17 protein-coding genes are annotated in these 22,732 nt (G+C 63.5%); all 17 read left to right on the top strand.

The features are described from left to right. Positions 1-80 precede the first annotated feature (80 nt). The 17 genes from ETR14_RS26380 to ETR14_RS26300 all read left to right on the top strand — a co-directional run bounded on the left by ETR14_RS26380 (position 81) and on the right by ETR14_RS26300 (position 22,720). Positions 81-1,916, top strand: coding sequence for a ParB N-terminal domain-containing protein (locus tag ETR14_RS26380; RefSeq protein WP_129392631.1), 1,836 nt, complete (start codon positions 81-83; stop codon positions 1,914-1,916). A gap of 150 nt (positions 1,917-2,066) precedes the next feature. Beyond that, positions 2,067-2,543, top strand: a complete 477-nt coding sequence (locus ETR14_RS26375; RefSeq protein WP_129392629.1) for a DUF3085 domain-containing protein — start codon at positions 2,067-2,069, stop codon at positions 2,541-2,543. Then, on the top strand, positions 2,543-2,992 hold the full coding sequence (locus tag ETR14_RS26370; RefSeq protein WP_129392626.1) for a hypothetical protein: 450 nt from the start codon (positions 2,543-2,545) through the stop codon (positions 2,990-2,992). The genes ETR14_RS26375 and ETR14_RS26370 overlap by 1 nt, the downstream gene beginning before the upstream one ends. Before the next feature lie 230 nt (positions 2,993-3,222). Further along, complete coding sequence (locus ETR14_RS26365) at positions 3,223-3,843, top strand: hypothetical protein (protein WP_129392623.1); 621 nt, start codon at positions 3,223-3,225, stop codon at positions 3,841-3,843. Positions 3,844-4,097: 254 nt separating this feature from the next. Then, entirely contained in the window at positions 4,098-8,021 is a 3,924-nt protein-coding gene (locus tag ETR14_RS26360) for a strawberry notch-like NTP hydrolase domain-containing protein (RefSeq protein WP_129392620.1), read from the top strand. A gap of 53 nt (positions 8,022-8,074) precedes the next feature. Beyond that, positions 8,075-9,691, top strand: coding sequence for a DEAD/DEAH box helicase (locus ETR14_RS26355; protein WP_129392617.1), 1,617 nt, complete (start codon positions 8,075-8,077; stop codon positions 9,689-9,691). Between the two features lie 59 nt (positions 9,692-9,750). Next, the gene (locus ETR14_RS26350) at positions 9,751-10,482 is read left to right on the top strand and encodes a hypothetical protein (RefSeq protein ID WP_129392614.1); all 732 of its coding nucleotides are present in this window, start codon (positions 9,751-9,753) and stop codon (positions 10,480-10,482) included. Between the two features lie 109 nt (positions 10,483-10,591). Next, the gene (locus ETR14_RS26345; RefSeq protein ID WP_129392612.1) at positions 10,592-11,980 is read left to right on the top strand and encodes an AAA family ATPase; all 1,389 of its coding nucleotides are present in this window, start codon (positions 10,592-10,594) and stop codon (positions 11,978-11,980) included. Positions 11,981-11,983: 3 nt separating this feature from the next. Next, positions 11,984-14,503 (top strand): VWA domain-containing protein, encoded by a 2,520-nt coding sequence (locus ETR14_RS26340; RefSeq protein WP_129392609.1) that lies wholly within the window; start codon positions 11,984-11,986, stop codon positions 14,501-14,503. Beyond that, positions 14,500-15,186, top strand: coding sequence for a hypothetical protein (locus tag ETR14_RS26335; RefSeq protein ID WP_129392606.1), 687 nt, complete (start codon positions 14,500-14,502; stop codon positions 15,184-15,186). Before ETR14_RS26340 ends, ETR14_RS26335 begins: the two co-directional genes overlap by 4 nt. A 148-nt stretch (positions 15,187-15,334) precedes the next feature. Continuing rightward, positions 15,335-18,367, top strand: a complete 3,033-nt coding sequence (locus tag ETR14_RS26330; RefSeq protein ID WP_129392603.1) for a DNA cytosine methyltransferase — start codon at positions 15,335-15,337, stop codon at positions 18,365-18,367. A gap of 1 nt (position 18,368) precedes the next feature. Then, complete coding sequence (locus ETR14_RS26325; protein ID WP_129392601.1) at positions 18,369-19,268, top strand: DNA adenine methylase; 900 nt, start codon at positions 18,369-18,371, stop codon at positions 19,266-19,268. Then, positions 19,265-19,945, top strand: a complete 681-nt coding sequence (locus tag ETR14_RS26320; RefSeq protein ID WP_129392598.1) for a hypothetical protein — start codon at positions 19,265-19,267, stop codon at positions 19,943-19,945. The genes ETR14_RS26325 and ETR14_RS26320 overlap by 4 nt, the downstream gene beginning before the upstream one ends. A 158-nt stretch (positions 19,946-20,103) precedes the next feature. Next, positions 20,104-20,736, top strand: coding sequence for a hypothetical protein (locus ETR14_RS26315; protein ID WP_129392595.1), 633 nt, complete (start codon positions 20,104-20,106; stop codon positions 20,734-20,736). Continuing rightward, on the top strand, positions 20,736-20,969 hold the full coding sequence (locus ETR14_RS26310; RefSeq protein WP_129392592.1) for a hypothetical protein: 234 nt from the start codon (positions 20,736-20,738) through the stop codon (positions 20,967-20,969). Before ETR14_RS26315 ends, ETR14_RS26310 begins: the two co-directional genes overlap by 1 nt. 411 nt (positions 20,970-21,380) lie before the next feature. Further along, positions 21,381-22,241, top strand: coding sequence for a class I SAM-dependent methyltransferase (locus ETR14_RS26305; RefSeq protein WP_129392588.1), 861 nt, complete (start codon positions 21,381-21,383; stop codon positions 22,239-22,241). A 131-nt stretch (positions 22,242-22,372) separates the two neighbouring features. Continuing rightward, the gene (locus tag ETR14_RS26300; RefSeq protein ID WP_129392585.1) at positions 22,373-22,720 is read left to right on the top strand and encodes a LexA family transcriptional regulator; all 348 of its coding nucleotides are present in this window, start codon (positions 22,373-22,375) and stop codon (positions 22,718-22,720) included. The last annotated feature ends 12 nt before the right edge of the window (positions 22,721-22,732 follow it).

Here is a 22,732-nt window from a genome sequence, read left to right as displayed (position 1 = left end):
TCCCCGGGCACCCGAGAAGAGGGCGCTCGGGTCTTTTTGTTCAGTGTGGCTAAGCACTGGATGAAAGGTCCAAATTCAAAATGACGAAGTCGAAGAACCCGGTTCTCGCATCCGCCGAGGAGGAGCGCATTCCCCTCAGCCTACTCGTGGAATGGCCGGACAATCCGCGCAAGACCCGCCTCGAGGCGGACGTCGACAAGATCGCACACAGCAGCGCCTCCCGTGGTCAGCTCGTCCCGCTCCTCGGCTGGCGCGCCGCAGGCGATACCGAGACGATGGTGATCGACGGCGAGACCCGCCGCTGCGGCTATCTGAAGAACGCTGCAGCCGGCATCATCACCGCGGAAAAGGCGTACCGCGTCCTCGTCTTCCCGCCGGAGACGACACGGGATCAGCTGATCTCGATTGCCCTTGCGGCGAACACCGATCGCCAGGCGATGAATCCCATCGAGGAGATGGAAGCCTACACCGCTCTCGCCCGCGCCGGCATGAAGATCAAGGCGATCGCCGAGATGCGAGGCGTCGAGCAGCGTGAGATCCACCAGCGGCTCGCCCTCGGCGACCTCATCCCCGCCGCACGTGACCTGATCCGCAGCGGCACGCGCCAGATGGGCTGGGCCCAGGCCATGACCCTCGGCTCGCCAGCGGCCCAAGAGCGGATCGTCAACGAGATCATCGCAAACCCGACATCGTACCCCACCGGTGCGGCGGTGCGCGCTGAGCTCACACGCGGCGTCATCCCTGCCAAGTCAGCACGCTTCCCCCTGACTGAGCTCGCCGACTGCCTGGTCAGGGACCTCTTCGAGGACGGTGACCACTTCAGCGACCCAGACAAGTTCTGGGCTCGCCAGAAGATCGAGATCGACGCAATCATCGCTGACCTCAGGACGTCGCACAACGACGTCGTCTTCATCGATCGCATGCGCTTCGACGACGCCGGCTGGACCGCAGGCGGGGACGAGGCAGACGCTACCGCCGTGGTCATTGCTCATGACGACGGCTCGGTCGAGATCCGCCGCGGCTTGATCCCGCCGGTCATCGCGACCGACGAGGATGGAGAAGGCGCGTTCCTCGTCGGAGCCGACGCCGACTATGCGAGCGAGCACGACGCCTTCGCCTCCGAAGCTCCCACCGCCGTGCGGCCGGTTGCAGCAAACGACACCGGCTCGACGGCTACCGCCCCGCCGCCGCCGAAGGTCGACCTCAATCCGCTCGACAACCCGACCAAGGAGACGATGACGTACCTCATCGGCCAGGTAAGCGCGTCGCTGAAACTCCAGGTCGCCAGCAATCCCCGGTTGGCCATGGCAGCCGTCATCGCCGGCTCGCTGACGAAGCGGGGACCGACGAGCCCCAGCCTTTCGGTCACCGGTCTTCACCTCGATCCGAAGGACCAGACGTCTCAGGTGTTTGGACAGCTGCAGGCGAAGCGCTCTGCCCGCGACCGCATCGTCCTCGAAGCGGGTATCGCCGGCATGAACTCACCCGCCACGGTGATTCAAAAGCTGCTGGCGCTCGACGCCGGACTGCTCGAGCAGGTCTTCGCTTACACCGTCGCCGACTCCGTAACCGGCGCCGTCGACGAGCCGACGATCGAGATCTTCGACGCGATCGGCGCGGACGTCCTCACCGGCTGGCGCGTCGAGGAGACCTACATCAGCAAGCTCAGCAACGCGCAGAAGCGCGCCCTTGCCCTGGAGATCATCGACCTCCAGAACCAGCCGGGTCCGCGCAGCAGCCCTGGCGAGGTCACGAAGGCCATCCTCGAAGCCGTCGATGCCGACGCGCTCGCCGGCAACTTCCTGAACGCGGGGGGCTTTGTGCCGCCACAGATCCAGGCGGTGCTCAACAAGCTCGCTGCCAAGCGCGCCGCCCAGGAAGCCGCAGTGGACGCTGCGCTCCCGAAGGCCGCGTAACAGCCTTCTGCGCCCCCGATCTTCGGGGCGCAGCTCGCGGCACCCTGCGCCATCATTCAGTGCCACGCCGGCGCAGGGTGCCCATGCGAATGTCGCCTGGCACTCGCGAGACGCTCAACTATTTCTCGGCACATCTAACAAGGGCCTCAGATGAACCGCATCGCCACCTTCCGCATCGACGACAGGCTCCGCCAGATTGTCGAGCACGCAACCAATGCTCCCACCATCCGGCCGAACGGCAACGAGATGTGTGACCCTGACAATCTGAAGCCCGGCGTCACCCCGGCCGGCTTCCCCGGAGAGGATGACATAGACCTCGCCAAGATCCCCCGTGGCCTGTGGCTGGTGAAGGACAATGGGATCTACCTCATGAGCCCCGGCAACCCTCCTCTCCTCGACGACGCATTCATTGCCGCCAACCCGGACAGCACCCGACACCTCTGCGCGTATGCAGTCGAGACTCCCGCCGACGGAGAAGACTCTTATCTCGCGGCGCGCCGGATCGCAGGCGGGGACGACTTCTGCGAAAAGCTGGAGATCGGCCTCTTCCAGCAGGTGATCGCCGACGGCGCCAAGGAGCTCATGATCGAGTTCTCCGACGACGCCATGTCCGTGATGTCCCGTTGATGAGAGAGTATCAGTTCTCCGCCTCGGGCGGCGGGAAACAGCGTGATCTGGCTTTCGACGCCGTCGGCGATGACGCAGCATGCGCTCACGTTGATGCTGAGATGGCCTCCGACCCGACGCCCTATTCAAAAGGGGTGCTCACCGCGGAAGGCACAACCGTCGGCTATCGCAACATGCGCAACGGCGGCTGGATCATGGGCGACGTCCACTTCGATGATCGCCCGAGCTTTCGCGGCTACTCCAACCGTCAGCTGCGCGAGGCCTTCACATCGATTCAGAACGAGACCCACTGGAAGGATGCTATCGACAAAGTCGTCCCACCGGACGCCAACCTCGACCTTCTCGCTGCCTCAGCCATTTTCATGGCCGGAACGGTTCTCGAAACCGAAGTGGTAGCCGACGGGATCCGTGTCACTGGGGCTGGGTACTGGGCCTGTATCGGAGCGTAGGAGAGGGATCATAATCGAAGCACCTGAGCGCCATTCGATTTAGGCGGCCGTCGCCGCCGCCCTTGAGTGTGCCGAAGCCTCTCCTTCGTAGGGACAGCCTAGCAGCCCACGGTTCCTTGGTCCGATCGCCGCGGTCAATCCAACCCACAAGCCTCGTCGGCAATTGCGAAGAGGCTTGTGGCCGCGCAGCAGAAGACACATGTCAGGACCGGATCCTGAGAGGAGCGGGTATGGACGCCTCGGAAAACGCTGCCGGCGAAGCGATTGCTCGCGAAATGGCGCTGCTTGGCGCTGCAATCGTCCTTGTGCAGAAGTTCGAATTTGCACTTTACGGCATCGTCGCCGAGCTGTCGCAGCTGCCTGGCAGGGAGGGGAAGCGGTACAAGGACCTGGAACCCGAAGCCTTTCTTCGTGGCAATCCGTCCGATCTAAAAGTTACCCTCGGGCAGCTCGCCAAAGAATTCGGCGCGCCTCTGCTCCTGGCCTCCAATGAGCTCGATCGACTGGTCGCGGATCGGAACCTCATCGCGCACAATTATTGGCGAGTGTTCCACGCGGACATCCAAGGGGTCGCCAAACGGGACGACGCCGAGGAGTTCCTGACTGGCTTCATCGCACTCGTGGAACATCTCTTGAAGGTCATTTCGGGGCTGCTCACCCGCCTGAGGATCGCGGCAGCCGAGAAAGAGGGGCGCGCTGCCGAAATCACCTTGGGTGAAGACGACCTGGCGAACATGCTGCTCTACCACGGGCACGTTCATCGCGTCCTGACCTTCACGCACGAGCCGGACGGCAGTGTGACCGTTGGACCGCCGGCTGAGTCGCCCACCGCTGATGAGTGCAAACCGTAGCCAAACACTCGGCCGATTGCACGTTCGGATCGCGCGCGCGCTGACCGATTCACATGGTCCCCAGCTACCATCCCGTTCACAGCTTGAACCGGTCCGCATTCCCGTAGATGCACAATACGCCGCTGACTCCGGGGCTGGAGGTCTGAGACTCCTGTAAAGTGAGAAGTCGGTCGTGCTTGCCCGCCCGGCTGCGCTGAAGCGCTGCAAAGAGGGATGGCTTCTGAGGAAGCTATCAAGAAGATGAAAGGTCACCGATGACGCCCGAGACGGCCGCCAATGCTCTGCGCCAAGGCCAGGTTCTGAACGTCGATGTCGATACAGGAGTCGCCGCGATCGCGCTGACGATCCCCTATCTCTTCAACCACATCAATCCGACCCAGACGAACGGTGCCAGCGCGCTCGCGAAGTTCCGCAAGCTCTGTGACAACGCTGGGCTCCCGCACGACCATCAGGTCTTCGCGTCCTGGTTCGCATTCCGTGCTCTCCGCGCCCAGGCAGGCGATGCGATCCTCGTCGAGTACGACTGCCCAGTGGCAGTCGCACTGGCGGCAGCCCTCGGGACCGTGGCTGTCGCTAACGAGGCCCATATCCTTCGTGACGATCAAAGCAATCCGGCCGCGATCAGCCTGACCAGGGCCGAGCCTACCGCCGACGAAAGCGGCGTCATCGCTACCCCGGCCGGCACGCTCCGCTTCCCCGGTTGCCCAATCGCTTCCTCGATCGGAACCTGGGCTTCCGCGCTCGCAGCAATCGACAAGGTGGCCGCGAGCTTCGGCCGCAAAGCCTATGACGCCGATCCGGACGCGATCGTCGAGCTCGATTTCGTCCGCCCCGGCCGCGACGGCAAAGTCGATGCCGACTCCATCCACGAGGACTGGGCCCCGGAGATTGCCTTCCACGCCGATCTGAAGCCTCACCCGTCCCGCCTCATCCAGTCGGCTACCCTCGCGACGGTATCGCCCCCGCCGGTCGCGTACCGCCCGCGACTGCCGCGGCGCGTGATCTCCAGCGGTTTCATCTCGAACGCGCAATTCGACTTCATCGCCGCCGCCGGCGAAGCTCACCAGCGTTTCCTGCCGATCGATCCGGACGCTGACCAGCCACAGGAATATCGGACCGGGTTCGACCTTGCGGACGGCACCGGCGCGGGCAAGACCAACGAAATCCTCGGTGTCATTCTCGACAACTTCCTCCGCGGCCGAACCCAAGCCGTGATCGTGCTCGCCAAGCGCCGCCACCGTCACGGTTTCCTTGAGACATGGGCCCGCATGGGGCGCGATCGTCGCGATTTTCAGTTCCAGTGGGCGTTAAAGCCAGGCCAGGATTTCCGCGGCCGCCAGGGCATCATCCTGACCACCTACTCGACCTTGCGCGACTTCAATGCGACCGCGGAGGAGTATCCCCGCATCGAACAGCTGGAGCGCTGGCTCGGCGAGGACTTCGAAGGCGTCATGGCGTTCGACGAGTCCCAGGAGATGCGCAACGCTGCCGGGTTCGAGGACGTGTCCGGCCGTTCGAACACCAGTCGGCAGGGCTTGTCCGGCATCGCCGTTCAAGATCGTTTCCCCAAGGCGCGCGTAGTTTACGCCTCCGCCACCGGCGCAACGGATGTGCACAATTTGGCGTACGCGACCCGTCTGGGCCTCTGGGGTGCCGGCACGTGCTTCCCGCAGCGCTCGAATTTCATCAGCACCTTCGAGCAGGGCGGCATCGCCGACCTCGAACAGGTGACGCTCTCGCTGAAGGCGGCAGGCGTTTACATGGCCCGCTCTCTGTCCTTTGACGGCGTCGAGACGCGCCACCTTGCCGTCACGCTTACGCAACAGGAACGAGACGTCTATAACGAGGCATCCCGCGCCTGGGGCCGCCTGTTTGACGCGATGGGGCATTGTGCAGAACTATGCGGCGTTCCCTCCCGCGACGAAAAGAAGATGCGGGAGCTCGCTGAGAAGGGCGCTAGCGGCGCAGTCCCCTACTCCAACCTAAACGGCATGTTCGAGTCGAACCGCAAGAGTTCGATGGCGACCCTCATAGCGGCCTTCAAGGCACGCGCTGTTATCGTCGATGCCAAGGAGAACATCGACAGCGGCCATGCCGTCGTCATCCAGATGCAGAACACCTATGAGGCTCAGCTCAATCGTGCGCTCGACCGCCTCGAAGACATCACCAACATTCGTCTCGAGCCCGCCGAGCTCATCTCGTTCGCTGAGGCCCTGCCGACCGAGGAATATCACCTGGTCAAGAGCTTCACCGAGAAGGGCAACGAAATCCTCGTCTGGGAGCCGAAGCTCGATGCGGTCGGCAAGCCGGTCATCAACGGCCACGCTGCCGCCTGCCGCCAACGGATGATCGACGAAGTGCGGAGCATCAAGCTTCCGCTTCCTCCGCTCGATCAGATCATGCTGGCGTTTGGACCCGGCCGCCTGGCGGAAGTCACCGGTCGAACCAAGCGATTGATCCCGAACAAGCCGAACGGCGACCTTGACGGAGCCAACGGTGTGCTGATCGAGGATCGGACGGAGGCGCACCGCCTGAAAGACATTGAAGCGTTCCACGACGGTCGCAAGCAAGGCCTCGTTTTCTCGACCGGCGCTGGCGGCGCGAGCCTCTCCTACCACGCCAAGATCGGCACGAAAAACACAGCGCGGCGCGTCCACTACGTGATCCAGCTCGGCTACCGCGCCGATGAGGTGACGCAAGGTTTCGGCCGAACTCACCGATCGGACCAGGTCCACCCGCCGATCCTCACGATCGTCTCCTGCGATTTGCCCGCTGACCGCCTGTACGCAAGCCGCATTGTCTCGGCGCTGTTCAAGCTTGGTGCCCTGACCCAGGGCCACCGGCACGCGGCGTCCAACGGAATGTTCGACGAACGCGACTGCCTCGACGGCCCCTATGCTATCGCCGCGTGGGAGGATCTCCAGCTCGACGTTCAGGAAGGCCTCATCCCGGATTACACCTGGGAGCAGTTCATGATGGACCTCGGGCTGGATTTCTCCGACTCCGACGAGATGGAGGAGATCGGGAACCGCAAGGCTCGAAGCGTGCTCACCAATGTCAACCGCATGATCAATCGTGTCGCCGCTCTGACCGACCGACGGCAGGATCTCATTTTCGAGCACCTGCGCACGCGGATCGACAAACGGATCGAGAAGGCGATCGCCGACGGCACGTTCAACGCTGGCCCGGAGATTCTCAAGGCTTCCTCTCTGCAGATCGTTTCTGAAAAGCTGATCGAGCAGGACGAAGTCCACGGAGCGCGCACCCGCGTCCTGCGGATCCGCAAGAAGTCGGAGCTTGCCACCAACACTTGGAAGGAGGCGCAGCGCCGGTATTTCATCAGTCGAGCTGGCGCCGGCGGCTACGCGAACTTCGTGAAGCACCGCACCACCGGCCAGGTCGCTCTGCACGTGCCCGGCAAGCCCTTCGTCGACATCATGGGGCGCCGCCTCGCGACGAAAGACATCATAACGCCGACGTCCACCCAGAACCGCCTCGCGCGCATCGTCGAGCGAGAGCCCTGGATGCCTATGGGCGACATGGAGCTTCTCCAGGCCATGTGGGACGCCGCGGTCGAGGCTGCGCCGCGCGAGGCGATCTCCTACGTGACGATCGTCACCGACGCCCTTCTCCCGATCTGGAGTGCCCTCAAGCAGGGGTCAGGATTCAGGAATGCCGTTTACCGGCTCCAGACGGACGAGGGGCAACAGATCGTCGGTCGACCGCTCGCACCCGAAAGCCTGGAAGGTTTCTTCTCGATGATCGGCGTCAGCGCTGCTCCTTGCGACGAAGAGGTTGCGGAGATCGCCGGTCACCTCCGCACCGGCGCGCGGGTCGCCCTTGTGTCTAAGGCGACGGCTCCGCACTACCTTTCGGGAGTCTTCACTGGATCCGAGATGACGGGCGTCGAGATCGAGATCGGGGCGTCTCCCTCGCCCACCCTCAACGTGGCTTTGGAAGCCCTGGTCTCCGGGCACCCCGGCCGCGGTGCTGGAGCGGTGCTCAGGATCGCTTCTCAGCGCAGCGCCATCGACCACGCTCTACGCACCGTCATGGCTGTTGCCCCGGCGAAGTTCGTCGAGGAAGACATCACGGCGAAGGTCGCTCCTCTCGTGCCGTTTCCGCTCGCCGCCAACAGCGCAGCGACTTCTGTGCAACAGCAGCAGCTCGCCGCATAAATTTCCTCGCCGTCGGCTTGAGGGGCTGGGACTTGTCAGGATAAACTAGAAGCATGAGCAAGCTTCCAGCCCCCAACTATGCCGAGATCACGCGCATCCAAGATCGCGCGATCGACGAAACGACCGAGGAGCTCCGCACGAAGAACGTCGTGCTCGTCGAAGCCCCAACCGCCGCCGGCAAAACGCGGATCACCTCGCGCGTGATTGCCAAGCAGCAGGAGGAGCTTGGCCGCGCGCCGAAAACCATGGGTCTTTCGCACCGGAACTTCCTGGCTACGCAGGCGCAGGAAGAACTCGCCAAGTGGGCTGCCGACGCCGGCCTCTCCTCCGCTACATCGCTGGACGGCAAGCTGGACCAAAGCAAAGACGTCAACTTCGCCATGGTCCAGACCGCGAAGGCGCGGAAGGACGATCTGGAGCCGGTCGATCTCCTCGTGGTCGACGAGGGGCACCACGTCTCCGACGCGAAGAGCGGCGATTACAAGGAGGTCCTGGACCGTCTCGTCGAGCTGAATCCCGACATGAAGATGGTCCTCGTCTCGGCGACGTGGGAGCGCCCAGACAAGAAGGGACTCTCGCCGCACATCCGAGACGCCGCCCGCGTGACTATCGGCTGGTCGGAGCTGGAACGAGCCGGACAGATACTGCTCCCTCGCACGGTCGAGGTTCGTACTTCCACCAAAAAGGGCGGCAACAGCCAGCAGATCGCCGCTGAACATTATCGCCCAGAGAAGGACGCCAATGCCGACGGACTCACGAAGGCTCTGCGAGAGGCTCGCACCGAGTCCTTCCACGAAGAGATGGCGATCCACTGGGAGCGCTTAAACGAAGGTCGACAGACGATCGCCTATGAGTCGACCATTGCTGGAGCACGGGCCTTTGCCTCAGAGATGCGCGAGCGCGGCCACGCCGTGGCCGTCGTCGACAGCGACGCGCCCGGCAAGGAGAACGACGACGTCCTGGCTCGCTACGCCAAGGGCGAAATCCAAATGGTCGTGTCCGTCAAGAAGATCGACGAAGGGATCAACGTTCCAGCGACTCGCTGCATTCTTATCCTTCGCGAGACCACTTCGGAGATCGAATACAGCCAGATGGTAGGCCGCGCCGCTCGCGCGGGCACTGATCCCGCTCTTCGGCAGGTCCAGCCCCTCGTCATCGATGGCGGCGCTTCGACCATGATCCACGGCGCGATCGAGCGGCGTGCAAAGGTCGCTGATTATTTTCAGACGCTCGAGCGCGTCCACCCGAGGCAAGATCTTAGCCGCGTTGCCGCTACCGAATACACGCCTTGGCGGACGATCCACAACAACCCCGAAGTTAAGGCGCTCACCGCCGGCGCCGGTGTGCTGTTTGCTGCCGCCGCTGGCCGGGGCGCCGACGGCTCACGCCTGTACCAACTTCTGGAGACCGAAACCGTGCGCGGCCGAACCCAGCTCACCTTTCTGAAAGACGAGCAAGGCAAGCGGCTCCCCCTCGGCGATGACAAAGCCCTGAAGGCGATCGAGGTCGAGCGGCTGCTGCCCGCACGCCACTCGCTCATCCGCATGGAGAGCACCAGCGCTGGTACTGGCCGGTCCATCCTCGATCAAAAGGTGCGTGAGGCAGCGGACCAACATCTCGCTTCCGTGATCCAGTTCACCGCCCTCTCCCAGCGCGGCGCCAGCCGATAAGCATCCCGGCGCATCTTTTCCGGATGCAAACATCCAGCCCGAAAGCTACGATCCCACACATGTCCAAGAACTTCCCCAATCTGGCCTACCTCGGCGTCCTCGCGGCTAGCACTTCCGTCGGTCAACGGTCCGTCGAGATCGCCATCACCGGAGCCGTCACGTTCAGTTCGTGGACGGACTCGGGCCTGGACGTGTCGAATGAGGCCGTTCGGACCTGGCTATGGAAGGCCGGTATCAACCCCGATCACGTCGAACAGACTATTCCCGACGACTACCTTGCGAATGAACTCGTGAAGCCTGCTGTCGGCGATCGCATGCTCCTTATCCACCACGAAGATGCCACCATCCCTCTGGTGCAGGAGATCCAACGCGCACTCGGCGACCGGGCGCGCGTCACCCAGCTGGATCTGGATGGTCCAATTCCCCACGATATCTCCGGCATTGCGATCCGACGCGCAATGGCGCTCGAAGCTCGATACGAGGAGGCGATCGCGGCGTCGGCTGAGGCTCCCCTGAGGCACGTTCTCGACGCCGAGATGGACGGCGAAAGCTTGTCTCGCATCACCGTTGACGGCCCGTTTCTGGTGAACTCGTGGGACCTCACGCCAGCGCCGGACTCTAGTCTGGACAAGGCGAATATCGCCTCGTTCGTCCTGATCTCTCTGGCGGGAGCGCAAGGGTTTGCCTACGAAATCGCGCCTGGTCGTGGCGGCGACGAGCTGCGGCGACTTGCAGCCGATCTTGAGCTCAACGAGCGCCTCGAGCACGTCGAGAGTGACCAAGCGGCATAGCTTTCGTGGGTCGAGCTTAGGTGCCGGACGGACAAGCCGGCCGATCAACGAACGACTTTTCTGAGATGGCGAGGGACCAATGGTCCTGATCGCCTGAGGAAAGTTTTTCATGCCTTTCAATGCAAACGACGCTGCGCTTGCCGTTTCGATCCTCAGTGACGAGGTCACCCAGGACATCGATTTCGTCTCGATGCAGCAGTACGAAGCCGACTGCACAGCAGCGGCCGGAGCCGCTCGTAGCGCTGTCATAGCTGTCCTCAAGGTCTATGGCCTTCATCAACTCGGCAGCCCCGACGACGGGGACGAGATCGCGGCCCGCGAGTGCATCGACTCCGCCAAAGCCTTTGCAGCCGATCCGGCGGCCTTCCTCGCTTCTGTCCACGGAAGCGCGCCCGCGGCAGGTTCGGCGCAGCCAGCGGCGGAGCCGCTCGCTCCTGCCGCCCCCACCGATCAGGCAGCAACAGCCATCCCTACGAGCATGCTGTTTGAACAGGCGGCAAGAGCGACCGTCATCGAAGAGCCGGTCGCCCAGGTAAGCACGGTACCGCAGCCGATGCAGGGCCTCTTCAAGGGGATCAAGCCGATCTACAACTCGGACCTGATGCCGACCTTCGTCTGGGAGACGGCGCAACCGGTTCTCCCGGAGCTCAAGCCGCACTACAGCTTTGACGGCTTCCAGGTGTCTATGATGGCTGTAGCCATGGACCGTGGGAAGCCGATCATTGGCGTTGGCGAACCTGGCTGCGGGAAGACCGTGTTCTACGAGCAGGTCGCCGCGCGGATCGGCCTCCCCTGCACGGTCATTCCCTTTGATGGCAGTCTGACCCGCGCCGAAATCATCGGCTCCTTCCGGCAAGTCGCGACCCCGACCGGATCCGCCACGCCGTTCGTCCTCGGGCAGATCCCCCAGCTGATCCAACGCCCGGGCATCATCGTGCTCGACGAGATCGACCAGGCCGATCCGGACATCATGTACATGCTTCACCCGCTTCTCGAGGGCAAAGACCACCTGGTCATCCAGGAGGATGGTGGGCGCCGCATTCCCCGTCACCCCCATTGCTACTTCGCAGCGACCGCAAATACGAAGGGGCGCGGCTCCGACAATGGCATGACCCACGTCCGGCAGGAGATGTCGGAGGCGACGCGCGATCGCCTGCCCTACTGGCTTGAGTTCGAGTACATGAAGGAAGCTAACGAGATCGAGACGCTCCAGCTAGCGACCGCCATGGAGCTTGCCGCCTGTCAGCAGGCAGTGAAGGTAGCCACGCTGATCCGGACCGGTTGGGGGACCGGCGAGCTGTCGCAGACGTGCTCCTTCCGCCAGCTTGAGGACTTGGCGGCGCCGTACCGCAGGTTCTCCGGGCGAGGTTCGGATGTCGCCCTCGCACTCGCCGCAGACTCGGTCATGGCCGGCCGTGCGAACAAAGACGATGCAGCCACCATCCGCGGCTACATCCAGCTCGCGACCAACGTCGACCTCAACCTTCTCGAGCGCTGATCCATGGCCGAGATGACCATCCTCGGCGTCGCCCTCCGGCGCCTCATCGTCTCGACTGTCAACGGCATGGGCCGCGGAGATCACATCCGCGTGATCTTCCGGGGCACCCGCGCGCACACGAACGGTCAGACGATCACCCTTCCCGCCATCCGCGACATGGCCGTGATCCCTTACAGCGTTGCGCGCGCGCTTATCGGCTTCGCCATCCACGAGGTCTTCCATATCCGTATGACGGACTTCAGCGCCCGCATCCGAGCGGCGGAGAGCGGGAAGCTGCCGGTCCTTCCGGGGCAAACGGCGCCGCTCAAGCTGATCTTCGACTTCGACAACGCTATCGAAGATTATCGCATCGAGCGAGACGGATCCAAGGAGTTCCCCGGAGCCGTCAGTGACCTGACCGCCTTGCGCACACGGATCCACCCCGCCGTCAGCCGCTTCCCCGGCGCTTGGTATGCCGATCCGCGTGCCTGCGGCCCTCTGGCTCTCACCTGGACCGGAAGCGCGCTGAACCGGTTCACCGTTCCCGGCGTGCAGGATAGCCTCGACGCGATTGTCCCGCCTGTCCGAGCGCTTATCGACAGCTGGACCGATCGCATGAAAGACGTGGCCTCGACTGAGCACGCTGTCGACCTGGCGATCGTCTTCCACCAAGAAGCCTGCGACTATGCTGCCGCCAGCCAAGGAAAGCCTTCCCAGCGCAAAACGCCTGCACCTCAAGACCCTGCTGACGCATCAAACGACCGGCAGGACACAGCCGCTTCAGAGCCACATCAGCCCGACCATAAACCCTCCTCGGACGAGGCCACGCAGGCGCCACAGGAGGAGCGCAACGAAGGTGAGGACGGCGGCTCTGAGGGAGCAGCCGCGGCCGAGCCGGACGCCGACGCGAACCAGGCGCCCGCGCCCGCCGAACCGGAGCAAACAACGAAAGTCGATGACGACGACAGAGACGGCGACGGGCAAGCTGATTCAGGGTCGGATGCTCCCACCTCTGCCGACGAGAAAACCGGAAACGAACCTGGGCAATCCGAAGCCTCGCCCGAGCCACACACGGATACGGCTGGCGACGATGATCGCGACGCCGGCGAACCGAGCGGCGCGGCTCCGACCGACGACGCGCTCGAGACTGGCGCCGAACATCGTTCCGCCGAGGAGGGCGCCTCTGGTTCGACACAAGCACAAGACGGCCCAAGCACATCCTCCGCGGCAAGCTCAGACGCACCCCAGACAGGTCCGTCGGAGAGCCGAGACGATGGGAGCGACAGCATGTCGCCCGACGGCCAGTCGGACGGCGTCGACGGCATCACGTTCGAAGCTCCGGAAGCAGGAGAGGACGCCTCGAGCGGCACCGACGCGGGCGCTCGCCAGCAACAAGACGGCAAGATCGATCTGAACGACGGCATGGGGCAAATGCCAGCCGACGATGGTGCCAGGGCAAATTCGCCCGAGAACTGCAGCTCCTCGGATGGACACGCGGCGGATCCCTTCGAGGGTGCTCTCGAAGATGGAGCTGCCTTCGACGACCTGCTCGACGATCTTCGAGAGGCGATCCAAGAGAACCCGCTCCCGGAGCTACCGCCACAGTCGATCGATGGCGAGGTTGATCCGACCCAGCTCGTGGAAGCCATCAAGGGCGCCAATGATGTCGCGCCGAACTACACCTCCGCTGACCCGGACCCCGACGCCAATCAGTCGGACGATCAGAAAAAGCGCGGCGCAACCGCACACCACTACAACGACAACCGGTTCGAGGATGTGGACGTCGGTGCCGTCGAAGAGAATAAGTTCGCTGCCCTGATGGATGCTGCCCGAGGCGTTATCGGCACCACCGCGCGAACCATCCGTCGCCTCCTGATGGCTGAGGAGCAAAAGGGCGTGCTCCGCAACCGCCGCTCAGGCGAGTTCGACATCCGCAACATTTCGGCCGTCGTGCGAGCCACTGGCAGCTGCTACAAGAAGCGCTGGCACCGCCCGGCGCCCGAGACGCACCTCTTCGTTCTCGCCGATTTTTCCTACTCCATGGCCGGGCGGGAACTCGACACGGCGGTCATGAGCACCGTCGCGATTGAAGAAGCCACCCAGAACACGTCCATAGCCACGTCCATCTACGGCTACGCGGGTCGCTCCCCCGTCGTGCGCCTTTTTGCGTTCAAGGAGGGACGGCAAGCCCGCATCACGACCCGCCGCAAGCTCGGGGCCTATGAAGGCGTCTCGATGGGCTGTACGCCGACCGGAGAAGCTATGGCCGCCGTTGCTGAGCTTGCCGAGGACGTTCCCGAGAAGCGGCGTGTGCTCCTGATCCTGACGGACGGGACCGCCGACGACGTCGGCCTGTGCAAAGCAATGGTCCCCTTGATCGAGAGCCGGGGAACCGAGGTCGTCGCGATCGGCATCATGGATGACTCCGTGAGAAGCTGGTGCCCCAACAGCTTCGTCATCAACGACATCTCGGAGCTGCCGACCGCTCTGCTCTCGGTAATCGATCCGCGCGCCCACAAAAGGGCGCTGAGGAAGGCGGCATGAACTGGATCAAGCCCTTTCCTTATGACGCCATCGAGACCGAAACGGCCATTCTCCTCGTCTACGGCTACCAAGGGGCAGACGGGCGTCCAGCTCGACTTGATGCGGCGCCTGGAGATTTGTCGATCGGTCGCGCTGACGGCACGCTCATACGGTTCATCAATCTTCATCCACGGCTCGCGGCCGGCATCCACGGCAAGCCGCTGGTCGGGGTGGAGCTCGAAGACGCCTCAGCGATCACCTTTCTTATCGGCGCTTCTGGCGCACGAGCAGCAGAAACGGTCGGTGCTTACGTGCCAGCCCAGTTCTACTGGTTTCTCGGGCCCGAGACAGCGAGCTTGTCGGATGTTGCCGACCGGCCCGTCTCGAAGCTTTTCCAGAATGTGCTTCGGCAGCCGCTGGCCGTCGCGCCTGGCCACGCCTTCGGCGGGCCCGCGATCGGCATGTGTCAGACGCGCCGCGGCGTCATCGTGCTTGCACCTGCCCGACGGTGGGGCCAAGCTCGCCCTGGACTTGTGATCGATCTTGACTTGGCGGCCGGCACGGCAACCGGTTTTCCTGCTAACGACAACATCTCGGAGTGCGTGATCGCCGCACACGACAGCGCTGAAGCGCCCCCTCAGCATCAGCCTCGGCGGGCCTGGCGATCTCAGATAGCATGCGCGTTCCCCAGAGAAGCAGGATAATCATGTCATGACCCTAGAAACCTTGCGGATCGGCGTCTAAAATTCCCTGAGAGGTGGAGGAAGATCCTTCGTCTCCTGCGGGGACGCCTGTGACACAGATTCAAGACGCACGGCCGACCGCCGCGCCTGCTGCTGAGGCACGCGGCTGATGCCCAAGCGTGCCCATTTGCCGATGCTTTTTTCCCAAGGGGAGGTGGGCCGTAAGGCGTCCACCGTTGAAGGGAAGAAAGTCTTGCGTTCCAAGCTCGCACTCAGTTCGGATTCGATCGTTCTGCCCGGCCTCGATCTTGTCGATCAGATGCGGAATGACGGCATCACCGACCGATACGATCTCGACGGCGGCGGCTATGAGCTCGACGAGAACGAGGTATGCGTTGACCTGTTTTGCGGCGCCGGCGGCACCAGCGAAGCGATCTTCCAAGCGCTTGGTGAATCGCCGGCGTTCGCAGTCAACCACAACCCGACCGCGATCGGTGTTCACTCGGTCAATCATCCAGACACGATCCATCTGGAGTCGGATGTTTTTGCTGCGGACCCGGAAGAGCACGTTCCCGCTGGGAAAAGCATCGGGCTCCTAGCAATGTCGCCTAGCTGCGTGCATTTTTCCGGCGCGCGCGGGGGCGCACCTAAAGATGCTGGTATCCGCGACCAGGCATGGATCGCGGGCCAGTGGGCGACACACCAAAACCCTCGGTTCCGACCGCGCGTCATCATCGTGGAGAACGTCCGCGAGTTCTTGACTTGGGCGCCGCTCAAGGCGAGCGGCAAGATCGACAAGCGCTTCATCGACGCTCAAGGCCTCGGCTCGACCTTCAAGGAATGGCGCGCGCAGCTGCATGATGCCGGCTATGTCACCGAGTATCGCATCCTCAACGCCGCAGACTACGGCGTCGCCACTTCGCGACGTCGCCTGTTCGTGGTTGCTCGCCGCGACGGCCTGGCGATCCGCTTCCCAAAACCCACGCACGGCCCCCGAAATTCACAGGCGGTGAGGCAGGGACTCCTGAAGCCTTACGTCCCAGCCTCCTCCGCGATCGACTTTTCGCAGAAGTGCAATCCGATTTTCATGTACCAAGCGGACGCGAAGAAGGCCGGCGCTGTCCGGCCGCTCGCCGATAACACCCTCGGTCGCATCGCGGCCGGCGTTGAGCGGTTCGTTATCGAGGCGGAAGACCCATTCATCGTCTCCTACTACGGGCCGAAGAATGGCCCCACCTTTCGCGGCCAGTCGACGGCCGAGCCCCTGGCGACTCTCACGACCGAGAACCGCTTCTCCGTTGTCCAGCCACTCGTGACGCCGATCACACACCACGGGCCGGGCCGCTACTATGCGCCGAACGAAGATCTTTTTCCGACCTTCACGACCGCCCAACGTGGCGAGTTCGCGATCATCAGCCCCGTCTACTCGCAGAGCTCCGGTACCGACATCACCAGCGGAGCTCTGATACCCCTCCGCCGGGAGACCAATCCAGTTGAACTCGGCGGCTTAGTGCCCGCCCTCACGGGCCATAGCCAGATGGCGGTCGCATTCGGCAGCATGAAGCCGATTGCCCAGCAAGCCTCTTCCCCCGGCCAAGTCATGCCGTACCTTCCGACTGGCAGCCTCATCGATACCGCGTTCATCACGGCGACTGGCGGCAGCCAATATGCGGCGAAGCCACGGCCCGTCGACGTCCCCATCAACACCTTCAAGTGCGACAACCGCTCAGCCGTCGTCGTACCAACGCTTGTCCGCGTTGCTCACGGATCCGTGGACCGCCATGGCAAGCGTCGCGGCCGCGGCGACCACGACGTGCGCGATCCGCTGCCGACCCAGTCGATGTCGAACGAGTTCGCCGTCGTCGAGCCTTTCCTCGTCACGTCCGGATACGGAGAGCGCAAAGGTCAGAAGCCCCGCGTGCACGACCTCAAGGATCCATTCCTGACGTTCGTAGCTTGTGGCGCCGGTCGACAGGAAGTTGTCGCCGCAAGCCTGATCCGAACCGACACGCCGATGTCGAAGCCTGTCTGCGCACCTCCGAGCGAGCAGGTCTTCGCCTTCAGCGCCGCCGGCAGGTTTGCTATGGTCGACAGCCGCTTCCGGTTCGACAACGACAACGAGAGCAGGTTCGCCGCTCTCGTCGTCAACAACAACACCAACCGGCTCGCCACCTCAATGCTGGCGCCCGTCCCGGCGATGACCACTGGCAATCAACAGATCGTCACCGAAGTCGGTCTTGCCGCTATCCACATCGGTCAAGAAAACCACACTGACCGGGGGCGATCTGAGCGAGAGCCTGTGTCGTCTATCACGGTCAGCCCTCACCAAAGCATCATCACCACGGGTCTGATCCCGACCCACGCCGCTGCCTTCATGGGCCAGAACAATGCCGGCAAGGTCGGTCACCCGATGACCGATCCGATCTCGACCTTTTGCGCTTCCGTCAGCCATCAGAGCGTAATCACCACCGGCATGGCGCCGCAACCGCGCGCGCACGTCGTCGCCGCCCACATGGCTCAGCAGAACGAAGGCAATGTCGGCCACTCGATGCTGGACCCTGTGTCCACGATGACCTCGAAGGCATGTCAACAGAACGTCGTCACCAGTCACATGCTGACCCTCCGACAGAACGGGATCGGCAGCTCCATGTCGGATCCGGCCGCGGCATTCTGCGCTCGCGGGAACCATCACGGCGAGGTGCGTGCCTGCTTCGTCAAATATTACGGCGAGGGCTCGCAATCCCAGGCCGCAAACGAGCCGCTCGACACCCTGACCGTCAAGCCTCGCTTTGCCGTTGTGCAGGTTCCCGTCGAAGATCTGGGCCTCACCGAAGAGCAGCGTTTCGAGGCCTGGTGGATCGCCCGCTTTCTCGAGATCTACGGCACGAAGGACCAGGGCAACCCGAACACGGCACACCTCGACGGCCCACGACCCTCAGTTGTTGGCCGCCCCGGCGCTATCCTCTGGACTATCGAAATGAGGATGCTGATCCCGGAAGAGGCAGCAGCAGCGTCGTCGTTCCCCGACGACTACGTGCTCGACCGCACCGCCGACGGCAAGACGGTCTCCAAGACCAAAATGATGGGCCTCATCGGCAACGCCGTTCCGCCAGGCCTCGGCAAAGCGATCATCGGTGCGAACGTCAAACCGAAGCGATCGGTCGCTGCGGCTCGCCTTCAACCGGAGCAAATGGCGGCTTGATATGGCATCGGTAGCGCAGCAGGCCACTTCGGACGCAGCTGTCATCCCGTTCCGACGCCCGGAACGGGAGGCGCTGCGCTATCACGCCGGCAAATTCCAGCTCGCCCACTGGATCATCGAGCATCTCGCTCCCCACCGGCAGTATGTCGAGCCATACGGCGGCGCCATGTCGGTTCTCCTTCAGAAAGAACCGGCCGAGATCGAGATCTACAACGACTGCGACTCCCGCGTCGTGGATTACTTCGACGTCCTGAGGGACCACGTCGCGGCCGCCCGGCTACGACAGCTTTTGCAGCTAACACCGTTCCATCCAGCAGAGCTCGAGCTCTCTGGCGAGTGGCACCACGACCCGGTTGAGCGTGCCCGCAGGCTCGTGGTCCGCACATTCATGAGCCGAACCACGGAGGCACTTCTCATCGACGGCGTGCCCGGGTTCCGGTCCTGCGTTGGTCGCTCGGGCGCATCGACTGCGCGTGAATGGGCAGCTCTCCCCGATCACCTCGAGGCGATCACTCAACGACTCCGCCTTGTTGCCTTCAAGCGCTCCGACGCGCTCGACGTCATCGCCAAGTGCGACACGCCGGATACCCTAATCTTTGTCGACCCGCCAAGCCTTCCGGACGCTCGCGCAACAGCCCGCCAGCGGTCGCGCCGGGCGTTTCGGGCCGACATGCCCGTCGCTGACCACCGCGCCCTCCTACAGGCTCTCAGGGGCTCCGAGGGCATGGTCGTGCTCGCTGCCCAGGAGAGCGAACTCTACGATCGAATGCTCGCCGGCTGGACCAAGTACCGCCCACCTGCGTCCCTCGATCCAAACCGCGCCAAGATGGACACCCTGTGGCTCAACCCCCTCGCAGAAAGCCGGCGCCCATCGCCGAGCCTGTTCGGAGCACTGAAATGAAGGATCGCTTCACCGGCTGGAAGGCCGGAGCCTTGCAACTTCACCGCTGGCTCACGGGTCCGTCGTCCAATGCGGAGGCCCGCTTCGGCCACTGGCCCTATTTCGCCCAGTCAGCCTTCGAGGCCGCGTCCGCCGCGGCTGGCATCGCCGGAAAGGCAAAGAAGCTCTGGCGCGACGGGAACGCCAACGCCCTAACGGTCAAGGACATCCAAGAGGCTCGGAACCAGATCAATCTCGCGCTTGGGATGCTGGAGATGCTCGTCGCACAGGATGACCTCGCCACCTCTGCCATCACGTCTGACAACGCCGCCGAAGCTGACGCCACCTACGCGAGCCACGGCAACTTCGGCCTGCTCGCGCTTGGCCATCTCGAAGAAGCGGGCGAGCTCGCCGAGCACCTCGCCGCCGTCGCGGCCGGGCGCGTATCGCTCGCGAACGCTCTCCCTTCGATCGGCGCCGAAGCCGCCGACGTTCGCATGTACCACCAGGTCACCTGCGAGCAGGCGCTGATCCCGACGGAAGCCTCCACCGCCGCCAAGTGGGCGATCGTGCAAAGCCGGTTCCCAGAGGCTGCATTCAAGCTCCAGCAAAGCACCGGCACGGCCGATCACGTCGCTGCGATGGCCGCACTCATCTCGCAGGAAACGACTCCCAAGCCGAAAAGGAAGGCCGCATGACGATGATCTCGACCCACTTTCCGAACGTCGACGAGGCCTACCGCTATACCGTCGGGCGCATCCTCTCAGAAGGAGCCGAACGCTCCCTGGCGGTGTAGCGGAGGCAGAACTCGCCGTGCCCCTTTCCCACCTTCGGCCAGAAGCCCCAGGATCCACCAATGAAGGTTGCACTCGATCTCGACAACACTCTGATCGCCACCGTGGAAGGCGCGCGGCTCGCTATGGCACGTGACCACGGCCTGGAACCTTCGGAGATCATCGACACGAACATCTACTTTGATCCGTTCACACATCACGACGAGCACTTGGCGGCAAAGCTACGCCCTGACTTCGCCTTCTGGGATCGCGAGGACGTCCTGCTCGGCGCACCGCTCTTGCCTGGCGCCCATGCTGCCGCTTGGCGCCTGGAGCAGGCTGGCCTGCTCGGCTGCTACATCACCCGGCGCCCGCCGGCCGTCGCTCGAATCACCCTCAGGTACCGCGAGCACCATGGATTGCCGCCGCGGCCGATCGAACACGTCGGAACCAGTGACGGCGCGTCCTACTACGACACCTGCAAATCCACGATCTGCAGCCGCTATGGCATCAGTCATGTGATCGACGATCATGTGAAGGAAGCGGAGCTCCTCCACTCGGCCGGCATCGAAGTCATCCTGGTCGACGCTCCGATCGGCCGGGCCGCACGCGCCGAGTTCGCCGCAGCTCATCCCCACATCCGCATCATGCCGGACGCGGCAAGCGCCGTCGCGCTGCTGCTGTCGGAGCACGCAGTTCCCCGGACTGCCAGCTGATGACCCAAATCTTCAGCTTGGCGCTTACGGTGCTCGGGTCCATCTTGCCTCTGCTCGGAAGCGCCATGATACCAAACGGCTCGCAACGCTGGGGCGCCGCGATGTTCGCGGCGGTCGGACTGTTCCTTTTCGTCGGATTCGTCAGCGCACCGGCATCGTCCTTCATGTTCGGCTTGTGCGTGGGCTTCCTGCTGGCGACGGCAAAGCTCGCCACCGGCATTCGTTTTTTCTAGGAGATCTCAGGTGCTCTACAATCTCGTTCTGCGCTTCCGTAGCGGCTGGGACAACCTAGTCGACGCCTGGGATGATCGCTCCGTGCACTCGGCCGCTCTCCATGAAGGCGTCAGATCCATCCCGGAGCGCCTACGATCCGCAAGCCGAGAGCAAATCCTATCGATCTGCGTCATCCTCGCGGTGATGGTAGCTCTGCAGGTCATTCTCTTCGCTTAGGGCGGCCCCTCAAGGTGGGCCCCTTGGGAGGAAGAAATGCGAGAGTTCGACGTCACCGTCCTCATGACCGTTCGAGTGAAGGTGCTCTAAGTACCGGCTTTCGTATCCCTTCCCATGCGCCAACTTCCGAAGCTCGGCGCCTGGAGCTGAGACGACATTCCACCTGCCGCCAACTTGCCACGGAAGAATTGACCATGGACCTGTTTTCGACGCCTTCGCCTCGCGAACCCACCGCCCGCGAGGCCCGGTCCGGCGACGCCGGCTTATCGCAGTGGTTCACCCCTTTCTGGGTTGCCGAAGAACTGATGGACCGCACCCTCAGCAAGATGGGGCACGTATCCGTGTGCGAGCCATCTTGCGGCACTGGAGCATTTCTCGCCGCCGTGCCGGAGTCTTACACGGCATTCGGAGTCGAGATCGACCCATCCCTCGTCCCCGCCGCGATCGCGAACAGCGGTCGCGAAGTGCTGGTTGGCGACTTTCGAACCGTGGACATCGGAGATCGTCGACCAGAGCTCATCATCGGAAATCCACCATTCGAGGTGGATGTCTTCGAGGGCTTTCTCGACCGAGCGTTGGACATCCTCCCGGAGGACGGATGCGTGGCGATGCTGATCCCGGCCTATTTCTGGCAAACTCCGGCACGCGTCACTCGCTGGATGTCGAAATTTTCCATCGAAGTGAATTTGGTACCCAGAACGCTTTTTCCTGGGCTTTCTAAGCCGCTGACCTGGTCCGCCTTCCAGAAAACGAGTGCCCGACGCTTCTCCGGGCTCCTCATGTTTGCTGAGACCCGCGACATCGAAGCGATGCGCCCCGCGTTCCGCGAGGCGCTGGCACGGCCGGGCACTTGGCGAGAGACAGTTTCTCTCGCCCTGCAATCGCTGGGCGGCCAGGCGTCCCTCAAAGCGATTTACGACGCGATCGCGCCGGAGCGACAGACATCGCCTCACTGGCGCCCGAAGATCCGCCAGACGCTCCAGCGCGGCGGTTTCAGGGCCTTGGGTGAGGGACGCTGGGCCCTGGCGCCCGCTGGCCTCGCACAGGCTGCTTGACTGCCCAGCAGGTCTGCCGGCCCAGGCGTGTCAGAACTTACTTCGATGCCGGCGCTTCGAGGCGTCACAACTTAGTTCGAGCTATCAGACCCACGATGATGGTGTCAGAACTCAATTAGGAGTGGTCGACCATGCTCACGCACCGCCAGCGCACTCTCCTGTCTTTCATCAGCGCGTATCAAGACGAGCACCTGGGCGTCTCTCCCACCTACGCCGAGATGCGTGGCGCACTCGGGCTCGCCTCGAAATCTGGCGTAACCCGCCTCCTCGCGGCTCTTGAAGAACGAGGGTGCATCGCCCGCTCGGCCAGCGCCGGCCGCGCTCGTGCCATCGAGATCCTCACGCCAAAGTGCCCGCACGCCGCGACCGCCACCCAAAAGCCGTCTATCAAGGAGTTTGGAGATAGCGAACTGCTCGCCGAGATCATCGACCGTGGGTATCTCGTCGGCCGCGCGAGCTCTCTTTCCGCTGCCGCATGACCGCGGCCTCTT

The organism is Sphingosinicella sp. BN140058 (genome assembly GCF_004135585.1).
In the GTDB taxonomy this organism is placed as follows: Bacteria; Pseudomonadota; Alphaproteobacteria; order Sphingomonadales; family Sphingomonadaceae; genus Allosphingosinicella.
The sequence above is the reverse complement of the archived record's forward strand: the minus strand, read 5'-3'. Positions and strand labels throughout refer to the sequence as shown.